The organism is Dyadobacter sp. 32, assembly GCF_902506755.1.
Taxonomy (GTDB): domain Bacteria; phylum Bacteroidota; class Bacteroidia; order Cytophagales; family Spirosomataceae; genus Dyadobacter.
In genome coordinates, this window is sequence record NZ_LR735258.1 from 4,167,961 (window position 1) to 4,186,663 (window position 18,703).

General features: G+C 48.3%; 11 protein-coding genes. 4 read left to right on the plus strand and 7 right to left on the minus strand.

What is annotated here, in order from left to right:
* Positions 1-47: 47 nt before the first annotated feature.
* The 4 genes from DYADSP32_RS16855 to DYADSP32_RS16870 all read right to left on the minus strand — a co-directional run bounded on the left by DYADSP32_RS16855 (position 48) and on the right by DYADSP32_RS16870 (position 9,418).
* Positions 48-4,166 carry a T9SS type A sorting domain-containing protein gene (locus DYADSP32_RS16855; RefSeq protein WP_149241655.1) on the minus strand — a complete coding sequence of 1,373 codons (4,119 nt, stop codon included), beginning with the start codon at positions 4,164-4,166 and terminating at the stop codon, positions 48-50.
* Positions 4,167-4,244: 78 nt separating this feature from the next.
* Positions 4,245-7,304: a glycoside hydrolase family 3 N-terminal domain-containing protein gene (locus DYADSP32_RS16860; RefSeq protein ID WP_149241654.1), complete on the minus strand. Its 3,060-nt coding sequence runs from the start codon at positions 7,302-7,304 to the stop codon at positions 4,245-4,247.
* Between the two features lie 176 nt (positions 7,305-7,480).
* A complete protein-coding gene (locus DYADSP32_RS16865) occupies positions 7,481-8,188 on the minus strand; it encodes an ATP-binding cassette domain-containing protein (protein WP_149241653.1) in 708 nt (235 codons plus the stop codon).
* A 114-nt stretch (positions 8,189-8,302) separates the two neighbouring features.
* Positions 8,303-9,418: a DUF5009 domain-containing protein gene (locus DYADSP32_RS16870; protein WP_149241652.1), complete on the minus strand. Its 1,116-nt coding sequence runs from the start codon at positions 9,416-9,418 to the stop codon at positions 8,303-8,305.
* 327 nt (positions 9,419-9,745) lie between these two features.
* On the opposite strand from DYADSP32_RS16870, the gene DYADSP32_RS16875 reads away from it, so the two are divergent.
* The 4 genes from DYADSP32_RS16875 to DYADSP32_RS16890 all read left to right on the plus strand — a co-directional run bounded on the left by DYADSP32_RS16875 (position 9,746) and on the right by DYADSP32_RS16890 (position 15,909).
* Positions 9,746-10,201, plus strand: a complete 456-nt coding sequence (locus DYADSP32_RS16875; RefSeq protein WP_149241651.1) for a MarR family transcriptional regulator — start codon at positions 9,746-9,748, stop codon at positions 10,199-10,201.
* A gap of 84 nt (positions 10,202-10,285) precedes the next feature.
* Positions 10,286-11,620 (plus strand): TolC family protein, encoded by a 1,335-nt coding sequence (locus DYADSP32_RS16880; protein ID WP_149241650.1) that lies wholly within the window; start codon positions 10,286-10,288, stop codon positions 11,618-11,620.
* Between the two features lie 85 nt (positions 11,621-11,705).
* Positions 11,706-12,758, plus strand: a complete 1,053-nt coding sequence (locus DYADSP32_RS16885; RefSeq protein WP_149241649.1) for an efflux RND transporter periplasmic adaptor subunit — start codon at positions 11,706-11,708, stop codon at positions 12,756-12,758.
* 28 nt (positions 12,759-12,786) lie between these two features.
* Complete coding sequence (locus tag DYADSP32_RS16890; protein WP_149241648.1) at positions 12,787-15,909, plus strand: efflux RND transporter permease subunit; 3,123 nt, start codon at positions 12,787-12,789, stop codon at positions 15,907-15,909.
* Between the two features lie 98 nt (positions 15,910-16,007).
* Here the strand turns inward: DYADSP32_RS16890 and accC are convergent, their stop codons facing one another.
* From accC to efp, 3 genes are all read right to left on the minus strand, one after another.
* Positions 16,008-17,351: an acetyl-CoA carboxylase biotin carboxylase subunit gene (gene accC / locus DYADSP32_RS16895; protein WP_149241647.1), complete on the minus strand. Its 1,344-nt coding sequence runs from the start codon at positions 17,349-17,351 to the stop codon at positions 16,008-16,010.
* 106 nt (positions 17,352-17,457) lie between these two features.
* Positions 17,458-17,928, minus strand: a complete 471-nt coding sequence (accB, locus tag DYADSP32_RS16900) for an acetyl-CoA carboxylase biotin carboxyl carrier protein (RefSeq protein ID WP_149241646.1) — start codon at positions 17,926-17,928, stop codon at positions 17,458-17,460.
* Between the two features lie 189 nt (positions 17,929-18,117).
* Complete coding sequence (efp, locus tag DYADSP32_RS16905) at positions 18,118-18,684, minus strand: elongation factor P (RefSeq protein ID WP_149241645.1); 567 nt, start codon at positions 18,682-18,684, stop codon at positions 18,118-18,120.
* Positions 18,685-18,703: the final 19 nt, after the last annotated feature.

Genomic DNA, 18,703 nt, shown 5'->3' on the forward strand with positions numbered 1-18,703 from the left:
CTGCGTTTGCAAAAAATACCCTTCATTGTAATATGCTATAACAATACCTACTGCTTCATGACCCGGTGCACGGAGGTGTGATTTCCGTTCTTAACCCGTATGAGGTAAAGCCCGCCCGGATATTTCGACAAATCCATTTCGGTCACTTTCTGGTTTATTTTCTTGTCTGTAAGTGTTCTGCCACTCAGGTCGATCAGCTCCACCAGCGACTGCTTGTACGACACCGGCTCATCAAGTTCTACCATGCACTTATCGTCCACAATGGTAGGATACACTTTCACAAAAGCAACTCCGGCCGGTTCAAGGCCCAGGATCGGGTCTACCTGTATGCGTGCAGAGCCGGTTCCTTTGGCAACGGTTCCGCATACATTCACGATGGAGTTCACGGTGTAGGTGGTGGTCACCCTCGGTTTTAACAGAAAACTGTAAGGCGTTGTGGTGGCCGTAATGGTAGAATCCTTTGTGCCGTCATTCAGCTTAAAGGTCCAGGGCGCTTTGCCAAGAAAATCAATTCTCAGATCCGCAGTTTGCCCCACCAGTATGGTTTTGCTGCCTGAAATGGTGGCAGCTGGCAAGGGTGTCACCGTGAGATTAATACTGGCCACACTTCCCTTCACCAGAAGATCAGGGTTAGTACCAGCACTCACGATCCGTACAAAGTACACGCCGCCTTTAAGCGTGTCCGGAATGGTAGCGGTAATTTGATTTGAGGTGGCAACGGAAGGTATGGCCTTGAATTTCGCATCCTCATTGGTTGTGGATACCTGAGCCACAAAAAGGTTTCCGGCAGGGAAAGTCCCCGATTGCTGAAAAGGTATCTGAATGGTACTTCCCGCACAGGCTTCCGTCGTGGAAGGTATGCCGGTAGAAATGGTGGGTACGCGCACCGTAACCAGGGCGCTTCCGATGGGAACGCCTTTCCCGCAGGCATTGGAAACCTCAGTGACCACATAGGTCGTGGTGGTAATGGGTTTCACCTGCACATCCAGATTGGCCTGATCAGAGTTTCCTGAAATCCCGCCCGATAACACATACTTCCAGGGTCCGTCGCTGGTAAAGGCCAACCGGATGTTGGCAGCCTCGCCGAGGGCAATGGACACGTTACCGGAAATGGTCGCGGACGGCAGGCCTTTGATATGGATCTTTATTTCTTCCTTCGGACTTTCACATCCGTTGCTACCCGTTTGGGTTACAAAAAACGAATAATCCTCCACCTTCTCTGTAAATGGAATAAACGGGGTGGTCTGGAAATCCCCTGAATTTGCCTGACGGTACCACTTCAAGTTGGTTCCCGTTGCTGTCAGCGGTGATGCAGAAGCACTCTGGCAAAATGCGAAATAGGTAGTGGTGGTCGGTTTTGGTGTCGTTTTAATGAACACGTCGATTTTGGCACGATCACCGATACAGCCATCCAGCGTCTGGGCAACATAATAAGAGGTGGTACCACCATCCTGGGTTGAAGGGGTTGGAGGAACGGGGGAAGAAGTACCACCGCTGGCCTGTGTGCCAAACCAGTTTAGGGACGCAGTTGCAACGGGTGTCGCAACCAATGGTACAGCCTGAACAAACTGACAGTATTCGACCAGTGCGTTAGGAGTCCCCGGGGCACCAGGCAAAGGTTTGATGGTAACCAATAGTGCAGCACGAGGACCTTCGCAGCCATTGGCACCGGTCTGGCTCACATAATACGTGGCCGTAGCACCCGTGGCTGGAATAGGAGCTGTGGCCGTAGCCGTACCCCCTGTTGCATTTGTTCCGTACCATTTCAAACCAGTACCCGTTGCGACCAAAGCAACAGCCGGGGCATTCTGACAATAACTTACCGCTGTCACTACAGGGGCAGCAGGTAATGCTTTAACAGTAACTTTTATTTCGGCGCGGGGTCCTTCGCAATTGTTAAGCGTCTGGCTCACATAGTAGGAAGTTGTGCCTACGGCTGTGGTGAGGGGCGTTGGTACAGCGGGCAAAGCAGCACCTCCGGCTGCCGCAGCATACCATTTCAATCCGGTACCGACGGCGGTCAGTGGCGCGGCGGTTGCGTTCTGGCAATATTCCAGATTCAACACAGCAGGTGCAGTCGTTTGATTTACCGTCACCACCAATGCTTCCCTCGGGCCTTCGCAACCGTTTACAGTTTGGCTTACATAATAGGTCGTGGTTCCGGCAGCAACCGTTAATGGGGTAGGCGCCGATGGCAACGCGGTTACCGCATCGGCGGTGAGATACCATTTCAAGCCGGTGCCAGTTGCTGTTAAAGGAACAGCTGTCGCACCAAGACAGTACACTACAGGAGCATTTAGTAATGGTTTGGCAGTTCCACAGGTAACAACCACGTCAATCTTTGCACGGGGTCCTTCACAACCATTTAATGTCTGGCTAACGTAGTAGGGCGTAGTTCCCACAGCCGTCGTTAAAGGCGTAGGCGCGCCAGGCAAAGCAGTGCCGCCTGTGGCATCGGTATACCACTTCATCGCGGTACCCGTAGCGGACAATGGTTCGGCAGTAGCACCAACCAGATAATTTACTGTAGCCGCGGCTATCACCGGAGCCGCCGTTCCGCAAGTGACAATCACGTCAATTTTAGTACGCGGCCCTTCACAGCCATTTAATGTCTGGCTGACATAATAGGACTTCGGCCCTATTACTGCAGCAGTAGTCAACGGTGTAGGAGCTCCACCCAAAGCAACACCACCACTCGCCACGTCGTACCATTTCAGTGCAGTACCGGTGGCCGAAAGCGGTGTAGCGGTAGCGCCGACCAGATAATTCACAACCGGCGCAGCAACCACAGGCGCGGGTGTGGCGCAGGTATTCACGATGATCTTGATTTCCGCTCTCGGTCCTTCACAGCCATTTAATGTTTGACTTACATAGAATGAACTTGTACCGGCTCCCGCAGTGGAGGGGATGGGCGCACCCGGAAGTGCCGCACCGCCCGAAGGTACATTGTACCATTTCAACCCGGTACCTGTGGCAGTAAGGGCCACGGCCGTCTCACCTACAAAATAATTTAAAGGTGTGGTCACCGTAGGCAGTGCCGTTCCGCAGGTAACAGTCACATCTATTTTGGCACGAGGTCCTTCGCAGCTATTGACGGTCTGGCTTACATAATAGGATTTCGTTCCAATGGCAGCGGCTGTGGTCAAAGGCGTAGGTGCACCAGCCAAGGCAGCACCACCACTGGCCACATCATACCATTTCAGGGCAGCACCTGTGGCTGTAAGCGGCACGGCCGTAGCCCCAACAAGGTAATTGACAACGGGGGCAGCAACCACGGGGGCTGCGGTGGCACAGGTCACAACCACATCGATTTTAGCACGAGGCCCTTCGCAGCCATTTAAGGTCTGACTTACATAATAGGATTTAGTACCAATAGCCGCTACGGTAGTCAAGGGCGTAGGTGCCCCAGCCAACGCAACACCACCACTCGCAACATCGTACCATTTCAGGGCTGTCCCTGTGGCTGTCAGCGGTGTAGCCGTAGCTCCAACTGCATAATTTACAACGGGGGCTGCAACAACGGGGGCTGCGGTGGCGCAGGCAATGACAACCACATCAATTTTTGCACGGGCGCTCTCGCAGCTACCGGCAACGGTCTGCGTAACGTAATAACTTTTTGTACCAATAGCAGTGGTTAATGGGGTTGGTGCCAGGGCCACGCCGGTGCCACCACTCGCATTCTCGTACCAAAGCAGACCCGTTCCGGTCGCAGTGAGCTGCAACGCAGTAGCGCCCTGCTGATAGGGTGCCGGATTGGCTACAACGGGAGTTGGAGAAACTGCCTTCACAGTCAGCACAGCACTTTCAGTTCCGGTAACAACGGGTACTGTTGGAAGCAGGGTAACCACCGAGACAACACGTATTTTGTATGCTGCACCAGCGCCAGTTCCGGCCGGAATTACTGCAGCAATCGGCGACGCTGCACCAGTTCCAATATTTACCGGAGCCGCGAATGAACCCGCCGAGTTGGACAATTGCGCTACAAAGCTATTTGTCGGAAGTACTGTCCCGGCAAATGTAAATGCCACCGAAACACTGCCTCCCTGGCAAACGGATGCCGGTGTTATAAGTCCTGTTGTGATGCTAGTCTGCGCAAATGAAGAAATGGCGCAAAAAAGAGTGGCAATAATGGCAAAAAAACCTTCTTTAATAAATGTTCTTTTCATGTATCAGATTAAAATCAATTCCACGTACCTGTTTAGCAGGTAAAGTTAGAGATATTTTTTTAATACATTCCCACACAATCAATGAAGTAAGGCCTTCCGTTCGGTAAGTGAAGTGTAAATGGCATCCTGAATTCTGCGTCGTGTATGCTGAGAAATTATCCCTGCATTTTCTGCATCAGGGTGTACGCGGTTGGTCAGAAAAACAAACAATAAATCTTCATCCGGATCCACCCACACCATGGTTCCGGTGAAACCGGTATGCCCGAAAGAATTGATGGACGCCTGTGCAGAAACATTCGCGCTGTTTACAGAGGGGGTGATTTTGGCCCAGCCCAGGCCCCTCACATGTGACTCATCGTACAGCCGGGAAAAAAGCGGCACCGTGGTGGGCTGGAAAAATCGCTTGCCGCCGTATACCCCTTTCCACAGATTCATTTGCATTAAAACAGCAAGATCATTTGCCGTGCCGAACAAGCCGGCATGCCCGCCCACTCCTCCCAGCACGGAGGCCATCTGATCATGCACAGTGCCCTGAAGCAACTGTGCCCGGAAGCGGTTGTCCTGCTCGGTGGGGGCAATCTGCTTTTCCGAAAAACGACGCAAAGGGTTGAAACCCAAATACCCAAGCCCTAAGGGTTCATAAATATTTGCCGAAGCAAAATGGTCTAACGGCTGGCCGGTTACCTTTTCAACAATCTTTTGAAGGGCCACAAAACCCAGATCACTGTACACATACCCATAGTTCCCCGATTTTTCCCTCCGGTTGTTCATGGGTGATTTCACTACCCACTTCCACACAGAATCCCGTAATGCACCTTTCGCAAACAGTTTCGGAGCAACCTGCATATAAAAAAGGCTATCCGGGCGGGAGCTGTAGTACTCCGGTAAAAACCCGCCACCGCTCGTTTTGGTCCGCTCCCACAAGGGCGGATAAAAGGATACCAGCCCGGAACGATGCATCAGCAAATCCCGAATGGTGAAGATCTCCTTGTTGGTGGCCAGCAGCTCGGGCAAATAATGTGAGGCTCTTTCGTCCAGATCAATTTGTTTACGATCATACAATATCATGACCGACTGAAGCGTGGCTGCCACTTTTGTAACAGAGGCCAGATCGTAAATGGTTTCGCGGTTCACACGTTCGGCCGTCTTGTAAGTGAGGTTGCCAAACTCTTTATTGTAAATGATTTTACCCTTACGGGCAACCAGCACCTGACACCCCGGAAATACACGGTTGTTGATCGCGTCCCCTACGATTTCGTCCACCTTCTTGAGCTTAACCGCACTCATGCCCACACTTTGGGGTGTACCATAACTCAGCCGGTTTAAGGACTCGGTAGATATTCCACTCCCAGCCTTATACGACAATACAGAAACGGGTAGCCGCCCGCTCGCCGATATCGCCCCAAAAAGAATTTGAGGGACAATTTCCTGCTGATCCTCCCCGTCCTGACTCGCACAAATCAAAGCATCGGTTTCCGGGAAAAACTGAATGCTGTACGGATTGCCAAAGAGACACAATACCACTTTTTTCCCTTGCTCTTTTAATTGCTTTACAAAAGCCACCGTTTCCGACGTCACGCCGTAGTAACGCTTCGAATTGGATGCGATGCCCTGAACACCCACCACGACCACATCATAGGGTTTGAGGTAGCCAAGCATTTCCGATATCTGTTCCTGCGACGAAGGACCCTCGTAAAAGCTGAACGAGCGCATGGGCTTGTAGGAGGACAGCATTTTTTGGAAGGTAGTACCCTTTCCTTCTCCCACCGTCACAGAGGCAATGTTAAGATCCACCACAGACCCAAATGGTAATATTTCATTCTCGTTCCGAACAACCGTTACCGACGCTTCGCAAAGTTCCCGGTACAAATCCCTGCTGTCATCCGAATTCAGATCCGCATACAGATTGTCCAAAACAACCGGCTGGATTTTGTGAAGGCCTGACCAGTATTTGGCCTGCAAAATGCGTTTCACTTTCCCGTCCAGAAATTTCTGGCTGATCGTACCCTGTGCCAGTGCCTCCTTGATCCTGACAACCGTTTCGGCCACATTTTCCGGATAAAGTAACACATCGTTGCCGGCCAGAAGTGCTTTCAGGTTCACATCCGCTGCTTTGCCCGCTTTGAGCACACCGCGCATATTCATCGCGTCGGTAAAGACCAATCCCCGGAATCCTAACTCTTTACGCAACAAGCCAGTTATCACTTTTTCGGAAAGTGAACTCGCAAGCTGTGGTGTATTATCAAGGGACGGAATATACAAATGCCCGCTCAGCACACCCATCAGACTATCCGCGATCATCTGCCGGTACGGGTGCAGATCCACCTCACTCAGTTGTTCGGAAGAATGGGACAATACGGGCAGCGTAAAATGAGAATCCGCATCGGTATCCCCGTGCCCCGGGAAATGCTTGGCCGTGGCGATGATGCCGTGATGCTGCAGACCCTTCATGTAGGCCACCGCTTTACGGGTGACATTTTCGCGGTCCTCCCCAAACGACCTCACGCCGATCACCGGATTATCCGGATTGCTATTGATATCCGAAACCGGAGCAAAATTGATATGGATTCCCAGACGGCTGCACTGTTTGGCAATATCGGAGCCCATGCGGTAAATCAGCTGGTCGTCCTGTACCGACCCGAGTACCATCTGCTTGGGAAAAGATATGGTGCTGTCGAGCCGCATGCCCAGTCCCCACTCGCCATCAATACCGATAAAAAGCGGTACACGCGATGCTGCCTGGTAACGATTGGTCAGCTGAGCCTGCCGGTAGGGTCCGCCCTGAAAGAAAATAAGTCCGCCGATGTGAAACTCATTGATGAGGCGGTCTACATAACGGTAGTGTGACTCATCTCGGTTGGAAAATGTGGCCACCATAAAAAGCTGACCGATTTTCTGCTCCGTGCTAAGAGACTTTAAGGTACTGTCGACCCATTCGTTTTCAGGTAAGACTACAACGGGTTCCGGTCGTGTTTTGGGTATCACCTTTTTTGCCGGCTGCTCCAGGCTGTCCAATAATTGGGTTGAAGGCATCACGGCTCCGATATACTCCCAGCCAGCAGATACCATTGAAGTTAATACCACCAGAAACACGACCACCACACTCCACCGAACCTTGTTTCTCAACCAGACTTTCATATTCAAACCTTACACCTTTAAGAGAGAGCACATTCAAAAAAACCATCCGCTGAGTAACGCCTTCAACAAAGATTACAATAATAACAAGATTTCCAAACTAAAAAATCTCCTGAATATAGGTTTTAAGCATATTCTAATTTTTCAACGAGAGCACTCATCCATTACTAAATACGATCCTAAATAGTAAGATTTCTAAATATTTCTTCCATAGAATTACCACTTTGCCGCAAGATTTGCAATGACGTGTCACTCACTACTTTACCCCGGTTTATGATGATTACACGGTCACAAAGGGCTTCTACTTCCTGCATGATGTGTGTCGAAAACAGGACCGTTTTATTGTGCCCTGCCGTTTTGATCAGCTCGCGAATTTCGAGTATCTGGTTTGGGTCAAGGCCTGTTGTCGGCTCGTCCAGAATAAGTACGGCCGGGTCGTGCAAAAAGGATTGTGCCAGCCCTACCCGCTGCCTGTAACCCTTGGACAACTGGCCAATTTTTTTCTTCCTTTCCACTTCCAGCCCGCAAAGTGCGATCATTTCTTCCACCCGGGAGGTCAGTGTCTTTCCGCTCATTCCGTACAATTTGCCCGAGAACAGCAAAAATTCCTTTACATACATATCTGTGTAAAGCGGATTGTGCTCCGGCAAATACCCTACGCATCGGCGGGCTGCCATGGACTGACTGCTCAGATCATAGTCTGCCACTTTTGCGGTACCCGAAGACGGATGCAGATAGCCTGTCAGAATTTTCATGGTCGTGGACTTCCCTGCTCCGTTTGGCCCTAAAAACCCCACGATCTCCCCTGGTTTTAGTGAGAAAGATATCCCATCTACGGCCCGCTGGGCTCCGTATATTTTTGTTAGATTCTGAACCTCAATCGACATATTTTAATTCGTTATTCAACACTACTTTCGCTGCCCTCCACAAAAAACTTGATCCGCCACCTGTCGGCGCAGCTGACAGATAACGGATCAATATACACCAATCATACCTTCCTGTCAAACCTTTAAAAACAATTTGTTACGATACAACAGGTACATGAATGCCCATTGCACCATAATAAAAGCAATTTCGCCGCCTACGGCCCTTACCGGATCAGGGAAAAATCCGAGAATCCCCCCAAAGAGCGCCTCAGCCGTGTATTCAAAATTGATATAACTTCCGATCATGTAGATCACGATGGAATTCATGCCAATCACTACGAAAAAGAAAGTCCAGCGACGATACTGAAGCACATCCACAATCCAATAAAAAAAGGCCAGCAGCAGTACACTGAAACCACCCGCACAAAGTACAAAGGAACTCGTCCAGAGGTTTTTATTGATTGGGAAGAAGTAATCCCAAACCAGGCAGAGCAGCAGACTGATTATACCCGCAGCCAGCAAATACACCACCTTGTTGTTTTGTGAAATCTTTTCTTCACTGGTCCGTAAAAGTTCACCCGAAAAAATACCCATCAGCGCGGTTGCAATGGCCGGTATCGTAGAAATCAGGCCTTCGGGATCGTGTATTTTCAGGTGTAACCGGCCTGGAAGGATCATTCGGTCGATGTAACTGGCAGGATTACATTCCATGGTGAGCAGCCCTGCACCGCAGCCAGGTACAGGATACCACATCATAAATGCATAGTAACCCAAAAGCAATCCCGCAAACCAGATCCATCTGGCACGTTTACCGGTATAGAGGTAAATAATCTGGGCAAACATGCCCGCCAGACCAATACGTGCCAGCACACTGGGATAGCGCATCTCACTCCACTCCGTATGAAATATACCATTGTTATAAATGATACCGAGCAAAACCAGAATAAGACCTCGCTGAATCACCTTACGTATAAGCTGCGACGGCGGAACGCCCTTCTCTAAACGGCTTCCCAGTGAAAAGGGAACGGACACCCCAGCCATAAAAAGGAATGTGGGAAATATCAGATCATAGGCCGCAAATCCATGCCATGCGGGATGTGTTAACTGATGTGCCATAAAAACAGCCCACGACCAGCCGGTAACTTTTGCTAGTACAGCAAAAATATCCTCGCCGCCTGAAATCCAGAACATATCAAAACCACGGAGCGTATCCAAAGACAACAGTCTCTGGGACGGAGTACTTTCTTTCATAAATTATTTGTGGAGTACGGAGTAAAAATTTGGAATAAGCTGAATGGTTACCGATTGAATTAAACACAAGTACAATTACTGTATTCTTTATTTAAAATACTACTCCAATACCCTCAATCCCGCCATTTTTTCACCAAATAGCCATTTTCACACACCCTCAGGTCAATACCCGGCCAGAGAATGCTCCCCGTCGCGCAATAGCTGCAGGTCAGTGAAATTGTCCCGCATATTTTAGAATAAAAATACAATCAGAAAATTATTTTCCATAATATTTGGTTGACATATCAACTTAATTTAATTTTGCATTTAATTCTAAGATGATATGCTATGACAGAAAATAATATAAGCCGTGAGGACCTAAGACAAACCCTTCCATTCATGCTGGGAAACGCGACGCGGCTGGTTTTCAAAAAACTCAATTCGGCCCTGAATCAGGAAGGAATCCCGGTTATGGCCGAGCAGCTTCCTATCCTGATGGTTATATATTTCCAGGAACAGGCGCTCACACAGCAGGACATTGCCAATATACTACAGAAGGACAAGGCTGGTATTCAGAGGTCAATACAAACCTTAAACAAAGATGGTTTTCTGAAAATAGAAAGCGCCATAGAGGACAAAAGGAAGAATCTGATTTCACTCACCGCCAGCGGAAAGTTTGTCTGTGAAAAGGTGCAGACGTTCGCTATGGCGTTTCACAAAAGTATTATGGAAAATTTCACCACTACCGAGCAAAAGACTTTCACCTCCTTATTAGGCAAAATTGCGGCAATAATAGAAAAATAATATTTTTTATAATAATAGTTGATATATCACCAGTAGACGTGTCAACTATATTGAATCAACACAGAAGAAGATAAAGATCAAAAAATGAAAACAGAAAGAATTTTATCGGTTTTGAGCCTGCTGATGGTTTCCACCAGCCTGTTTGCACAAACGAAGCTTAGCCTCAGAGCGTGCATCGATTATGGCCTCAAAAATAATGGCAACGTCAGAATTGCCCAGATCAAAGAGGGCATAGCAGCGCAGCAGAGCCGGGAAGCTTTATCCTCGTATTTGCCCCAGGTCAACGCCAATGGCATGCTCGATGACAACCTGAAGCTGCAGTCGACAGTCATTCCCGCGGGTTTTCTGGGATCCACCGAAGACCGGCGCATCACACTCGGCACGAAGTACTCCTCCAACATTTCCGCACAGGCCGATCAGGTTATTTTTGACCAGGCCTTACTGACGGGCCTGAAGGCCAACAAACCCAACATCGCCAATGCGGCACTGAATGCCCAAAAAGTAAAGGAGAATATCATCTACAACGTTTCCAACAGCTACTATCAGGTTTTTGTAACCACACAGCAGATCGCATTACTCAAAGACAACCTGGATAAAACGCAGCGGATTTTGGGAACGCTCCAACTACAGCTTGAAAATGGCGTGATCAAAAAAGTCGATTATGACCGCACCAAAGTAAGCCTGAACAACATCAAGTCTCAGCTCACACTGGCTGAAAGCAATCTGACGCTGGCACAGAACCAGTTAAAGTTCCAGATGGGGATGCCTTTGTCCGATCAAATTGAACTTACCGACAACCCTTTGAATAAGCCGTTTCAGATCTATGAGCCAGGCCGCTTCGATGCATCAGTTTTATCGGATTACAAAATTCAGAAAACCAATATGGTACTCCAGGGAATTGAAAAAGACCGGATCAAAGCAGGTTATCTTCCAAAAGTTTCAGTTTACGGGCGTTATGGTTTTCAGGCACTTGGCAATAACCTGGGTTCATCCTGGGGAAACTGGTTTGGTTACGGCGCCGTGGGACTAAAACTTTCTATCCCCATTTTTGACAGTTTCAAAAGGGACGCACAATGGAAACAGGCGGATTTGAACCTGATGACCCTAAATGAACAACTCAAGCTGAATGTGCAGAATTACGAACTTCAGAACAACAATGCTACTACGCAGCTGCAGAAGGCCAGGGTAAACCTGTCGAATGATGAAAGCAATGTTTCATTGGCTAGGGAAGTTTACGAGGTCACTACCCTCCAGTATCGGGAAGGAACAATTCCGCTCTCGGATCTGCTCAATGCAGAATTGTCCTATAAAGAAGCGCAAAGCAATTACATCAACTCCATGCTGAGTTATTACCAGGCGCAGCTTGGAATAGAGCAATCGCAGGGCTCATTAACTGCCTTTTATTCAGAACTACCATAACCAGAGTAACTAAAAAATACATCATGCCAGAAGCAAAGCATCCAAAGCTAATTGCTGACGGCCAAAAGCTAACAGCTCCATAACAATGAAAAGAAAACTTATAATAGTCGGTGCCATAGCACTAATCGGCATTTTGATCGGGTATCGCCTGGTGGCTAACAAATCCAAAATCGACGCCAAAAACAAGCTCCCTGAAAACAAGGAGATTTCCATTCCGGTAACCGTGGCAACCGTTGGCGAAGCCAGCACGGATCAGCAGCTCACGCGCACGGGTAGCCTTATCCCATTTAAAGAAGCCGATATTATGGCTACCACAGCAGGTAAAGTGATGGCGGTAAAATATGAACTGGGAAGTTATGTATCCAAAGGCGCTACGGTGGTGAATGTGGACAGCAGGCTAAAAACGCTGTCGCTACAAGCTACCGAACTAAACATCAATAAATTAAAAAAGGACACGGAGCGCTATTCCAAGCTACTTGCCGGAAATGCAGCTACCGAAGTGCAGGTGAATGACACCAGGTACAACTATGAAAATGCACTCAACCAGGCCGAACAGATCAAGCAGCAAATAGCAGACGCATCGGTACAGGCCCCGATCAGTGGCCGTATTGTCAAGAAAAACATTGAAGCTGGTGAGTTTGTGAATGTGGGGACTTCGCTGGGAACCATCCTCGACGTATCCCGCCTGAAAGTGCAGGTGAATATTGGCGAAAGCGATGTATACAAACTGAAAGAAGGACAGCATGTTCAAGTGAAGACGGACATTTATCCGGATAAAACTTTTGACGGAACCATCTCCTACATAGCTCCCCTGGGTGACGAATCGCATAACTATCCCGTGGAAATTGTAATACAAAATTCCGGAAACCTGAAAGCCGGAACATTTGTATCGGTATCCTTTTCACAAAAAACAAGCCAGGCGACCTTACAGATACCACGCAGCGCGCTGGTCGAAAGTATCCGAAACCCGTATGTGTATGTGTTGGAGAACAAAACCGCCCGGCAACGTAAAATTGAAGTGGGTAGAGAATTCGGTGACAAAATCGAAGTATTGTCGGGGTTGAAAGCCGGCGAAACAGTGATTACAACCGGACAGATCAATCTGAGTGAAGGCGCTGCCGTGCAGGTGGCGAAATAATGATTTCCTCATTGTAAATAACAATCCTATGTCAATCACAGAAGTAGCCGTAAAGAGACCGCTTTTCATCACGGTGGTATTTACCGTGTTGATACTCTTTGGCTTTATAAGTTACAAGCAATTATCATACAACCTTTTGCCAAAATTTGAGGCAAATGTAGTGAGCGTCATGACCACCTACCGGGGGGCCGCAGCGGATGAAGTAGAGACCAATGTCACCAAACACATCGAAGACGCAGTCTCGGCCATAGAAGGCCTGGACCAGATCAATTCGACATCGATGGAGGGGGTTTCATCTGTAATTATTCAATTGAAGCAGGGTATCAGTGTGGACTTGGCCCAGCAGGAAGCACAGCGAAAAGTAGAACAGGTCATTTCGCTTCTGCCCGACGACGCCGATCGACCGGTCATCAATAAGTTCTCTACGGACGAAATACCTGTTCTGAGAATGGGTGTTACGGCCAATTTATCACCTTCCGAACTATATGATCTGATCGACGACAAGCTGAAACCGCAGCTTTCCAATGTTCCGGGTGTGGGGCAGGTAACCATTATCGGTGGCACCGAAAGGCAAATCCAGGTGAATGTGAATCAGGATAAATTAAAAGCCTATCACCTGTCGATAGGACAGGTATCGCAGGCGGTCAATAGTGCCAATACCTCCTACCCGGCCGGACAGGTAAAAACCCAGAATGACCAGCTATCCATTCGTTTTGACGCCAAGATTACAACGGTTGAAAAGCTGAAAAGCATCATCATTGGCAAATCTTCCAATGGCGGACAAATATTCCTGAGCGATGTGGCCGAAATCGTTGATGGCATTGCGGACGCTACGGCGGTAAACCATATCAACGGAGCACCCTCGGTAGCGCTTCAGATCCAAAAGCAATCGGACGCCAATGCCGTTGAAGTAAGCCAGTTTACCCGTGAAAGGCTGACCAAACTGGAAAAGCAATACGAGTCGGCTAATCTTAAATTCAATATCGCCTCCGACCAGTCGATATACACCCTGGCTTCTGCAGATGCAGTCGTTTTTGACCTGGGATTAGCGGTTCTGATCGTATCGCTGGTGATGCTTCTGTTCCTGCACAGCTTCCGTAGCTCGCTCTTCATTCTGGTGGCCTTGCCTTCGTCGATGATCCCGACCTTCATCCTGATGAGCGCGCTGGGCTTTTCGCTCAATCTGATGACCCTGATGGCACTTTCCCTCGTGGTGGGTATCCTGGTCGATGACTCCATTGTGGTATTGGAAAACATAAACCGACACCTGGAGATGGGTAAAAGCAAATTTCAGGCAGCACTGGACGGCCGTAGTGAAATTGGTTTTACGGCCCTTGCCATTACGCTGGTGGACGTTGTCGTTTTTGTACCACTTGCTTTAACCTCGGGCCTGATCGGTAACATTCTTCGGGAATTCTCACTTGTCGTGGTGTTTTCCACCCTGATGAGTCTGATGGTATCCTTTACGCTGACTCCATTGCTGGCTTCCCGTTTCGGTAAAATTGAAGTGCTCAACCCGCATAGCCTTTGGGGCAAATTGAACCTGGGTTTCGAGCATTTTCTGGATCGTGTCAAAGAAGAATATGGAAGAATGCTGGGATGGGTTCTGGGACACAAGCGCTACATCTTTATTCTCTCAATCCTGTTGATCGTAGGATCCATTGCGCTGGTTCCGGGTGGTTATATCGGTGCTTCATTTATGCAGCAAAGTGACCGTGGCGAGCTGTCGGTTACTGTAGAAATGGCCCCGACTGTTTCGATTTACCAAACCAATCAGGTAGCACAAAAAGTAGAAAAACTGCTCCTGGCCAAAAAGGAAGTAACCAAGGTATTCACCAATGTAGGGTACAGCAACACAGGCTTAGGCAATACTTCCAACAGCAACCTGGCCAACATGACCGTTCAGCTGGTGGACAAAAAGGACCGCACTATATCCGCTGAAGATTTTGGGGTGCTGATACAGAAAGAAATATTGCAGATTCCTGGTGTAAAGGTAACCGTGAGCCCTACCTCGATAACCGGTAACGCCAACCAGGCTCCTATCCAGGTGGCCATAAAAGGCACCGACCTGCCAACGATCCGGAAAACCGCCGCAGAAGTAAAAGACATCGTGCAGACCATCCCCGGAACGCAGAACGTAGACTATTCTGTGGATGATCCAAAGCCAGAGGTGGGTGTCACCCTCGACCGCGAAAAAATGGCTCAGTTGGGTATCAATGCAGCCGAGGTGGGCATTGCACTGCAAACTGCCTTTCGAGGCAATGACCGGTCGAAATTCAAAGAGAATGGCAGAGAATACGATATCATGATCAGCCTCGACAAGTTCGACCGTTCGAAAGCGGATGATATCCGTCAACTGAATTTTGTGAATGCCAAAGGCCAGAGTTTTGATCTGTCTCAGTTTGCGACGATCAGAGAAGGTATGGGAGAAAGTGTGCTCCAGCGGATCGATCGATTATCTTCGATCACCATTAACTCCCAGGCTGTTGGCCGTCCAACGGGATCCATTGGTGCAGATATTCAGAAAAAAATGGAAGGATACAAACTTCCGGAAGGCATCACCATCGAGTACCGGGGCGATCTCAAGAATCAGGCCGATGCATTTGGAAGTCTGGGCCAGGCACTGATCCTCGGCATTTTGCTGATCTACCTGATCATGGTGGCTTTGTACGAAAGTTTGATTTATCCGTTTGTGGTATTGTTTTCCATTCCGGTTGCGCTGGTTGGCGCACTCACCGCACTGGCACTTACCATGGAAGGGCTCACTATTTTCTCCATCGTGGGGATGATCATGCTTCTGGGACTGGTGGCTAAAAATGCGATTTTGATCGTGGACTTTACCAACCAGTTGAAAGAAGAAGGCTATGCCCTGAAAGAGGCTTTACTTGAAGCAGGTAAAGAACGTCTGCGCCCGATCCTGATGACCACCATTGCCATGATCGCGGGTATGCTTCCGATTGCGCTGGCTTCCGGAGACGGGGCTGAAGTGAAAAACGGGATGGCCTGGGTAATCATCGGCGGACTTACCAGTTCTTTAATGCTGACCTTGTTTCTCGTCCCCAGCGCCTATTATGTTGTAGATAAGATCAAAGCCCGATTTACCAAAACAAGTAAAGAACAATCGAAAGAAGAACTGGCTCTGGAAATTTAACGAGACCCGGTTTGCCCTATAAGCAAAAGAAGTCAACTTATCGAAAGTTGACTTCTTTTGTTTGAATGCTTTAACTTCTGCCTCCTTGACTACTTTTTTTAAAGCGTCGAAAAGTCAAAAGTTTCCAGATACTTGGTAGTGAAATTTCCAGATTTAAAACCCGGATCATCCATCAGTTTAATATGGAAAGGAATCGTGGTTTTGATGCCTTCGATGACGAATTCCTGCAAGGCTCTTTTCATTCTGGTGATCACTTCCTCGCGCGACTGCCCGCTCACAATGAGCTTAGCGATCATGGAGTCATAGTTCGGTGGAATGGTATAACCGCTGTATACATGACTGTCTATCCGGATGCCGTGTCCGCCCGGAAAGTGCAGATTGGTGATCTTTCCGGGAGATGGCCTGAAACCATTAGCCGGATCCTCAGCATTGATTCTGCACTCCATGGCAAACAACTTAGGGGTGTAATTAACCCCGCTGATAGGCTCGCCTGCTGCCACTTTGATCTGTTCCTTAATCAGATCAAAATCCGTAACCTCTTCGGTTATAGGGTGCTCCACCTGGATACGGGTATTCATTTCCATGAAGAAAAATTCTCCGTGCTTATCCACCAGGAATTCAACCGTTCCTGCTCCCTCATAGCCAATTGCCTGCGCTCCTTTGATTGCCGCAGCACCCATTCTTTCCCGTAGTTCGGGGGTTATAATCGGTGAAGGGGTTTCTTCTACCAATTTCTGATGGCGACGCTGAATGGAACAATCCCGTTCCGACAAGTGGCACACTTTGCCAAACTGGTCTCCGATAATCTGAATTTCTATATGACGTGGCTCTTCTACAAATTTTTCAAGATAAAGCCCATCGTTTCCGAAAGCCGCTGCCGACTCGGTACGGGCATCATTCCATGCCTTTTCAAACTCCTCAGGTTTATTGATGATGCGCATCCCTCTACCGCCACCACCTGCTGTCGCCTTCACAATAACCGGATATCCGATACCGACGGCCAATTTTTTACCCTGCTCCACAGACTCCAGCAATCCTTCGGATCCCGGCACCACCGGTACTCCTGCGGCAATCATCGTTGCCTTGGCGGTAGCTTTGTCACCCATCCCATTGATCTGCTCGGCCGTTGCACCAATAAATTTGATTCCATAATCGGCGCATATCTGAGAGAATTCTGCGTTTTCCGAAAGAAAACCATAACCCGGATGGATTGCATCTGCACCGGTTACTTCTGCAGCTGAGATAATATTCTGTATACTTAAATAAGATTGACGGCTCGGTGGCGGACCGATACATACCGCCTCGTCTGCGAATCGGACGTGAAGGCTGTCCCGGTCTGCGGTAGAATACACGGCAACCGTTTTGATGCCCATTTCCCGACAGGTTCTTATTACGCGTAACGCGATTTCCCCTCTGTTCGCAATGAGTATTTTTTTAAACATGTAAATCTGTTAAGTTTTCTAGATGATCCATTCCTGGCTCGCGTTTACGAATTGCGCAGGATCCCAGCGGTGCATTCTCCGTTACTGGAGAGAAAAGCGAATTCTATTAAGCAGGCTCTACCAGGAATAAGGGTTGATCAAATTCTACGGGAGTAGCATTTTCCACCAGTACTTTTACAATTTTACCGGAAATTTCCGATTCGATTTCATTGAAAAGCTTCATGGCCTCAATGACACAAACCACTTTTCCGGGTACAATTTCGTCTCCAATACTCGCAAAAGCGGGCGTTTCAGGACTGGATGCCCGATAAAATGTACCAATCATCGGTGATTTGATCGTCACTAAATTGGATGCTGCCGGCTCAGGGGCAATCGCAGGTGCCGCTGACGAAATTGAAGATATCGAAACCGGAGGGGCTGCAACAGCCACAGGGGCAGACACCGGTGCAGAAGAAACTGAAGGTGCCGAGCCATACCGTTTCACCTTAATTTTCAGGTCAGTCGTCTCTATGTTCACTTCATCCAGACCGGATTGGGCGATGAAGTCAATCAGCTTTTGAATTTCTTTGGTTTCCATTTAGTCAGATTTAAACAGTTGAGGCTCTAAACCACCGGTGCTTGGTAATAAGCAACGCAAATGATTCATTTACTTTCAACCGTTGATTTTTAATTTTTGAAGCAAATAAGGGATGTAAAAATCCCTAAACTTATAGCAACGCATTCGTGGTGTTCCGCTCATGCGTCTGATTCAGAGCGAATGATTCAATTACCCCTTCACGCGTTCCACGTAGTCGTAAGTGCGGGTGTCCACCTTGATTTTCTGTCCTTCCTCAATAAACAAAGGAACCATAATCCGCGCACCGGTTTCCACCTCGATCGCTTTTTTAGGAGAGTTTGCCGTGTCGCCTTTCAAGCCAGGCTCCGAATACGTAACTGTCAATTCCACGAATGGAGGCAGCTCACAAAGCAAAGCTGCATCAGTTTCTGTATTGATCAGGATTTCAACTTCCTGTCCTTCCTTCATCAGATCAGCACTTCCAACCAGTTTTTCATCAATTAAAACCTGATCAAAAGTTTCGGAATTCATAAAATTATAGCCTACTTCATCCTTATACAGGAATTGAAATTTGTGGCGTTCAACGCGCACGGGTACAATGGTAGCTCCTGAAGAAAATGTATTATCCAGTACTTTTCCAGAGGTAAGACTTTTTATTTTGGTACGAACAAAAGCATTGCCTTTACCAGGTTTCACATGTTGAAATTCAATCACCTGAAACAAATCGTGGTTAAAGTGTATGACCAATCCGTTTCGTAAATCTGCAGTAGTTGCCATTTTCTATTTATTCAGTAAT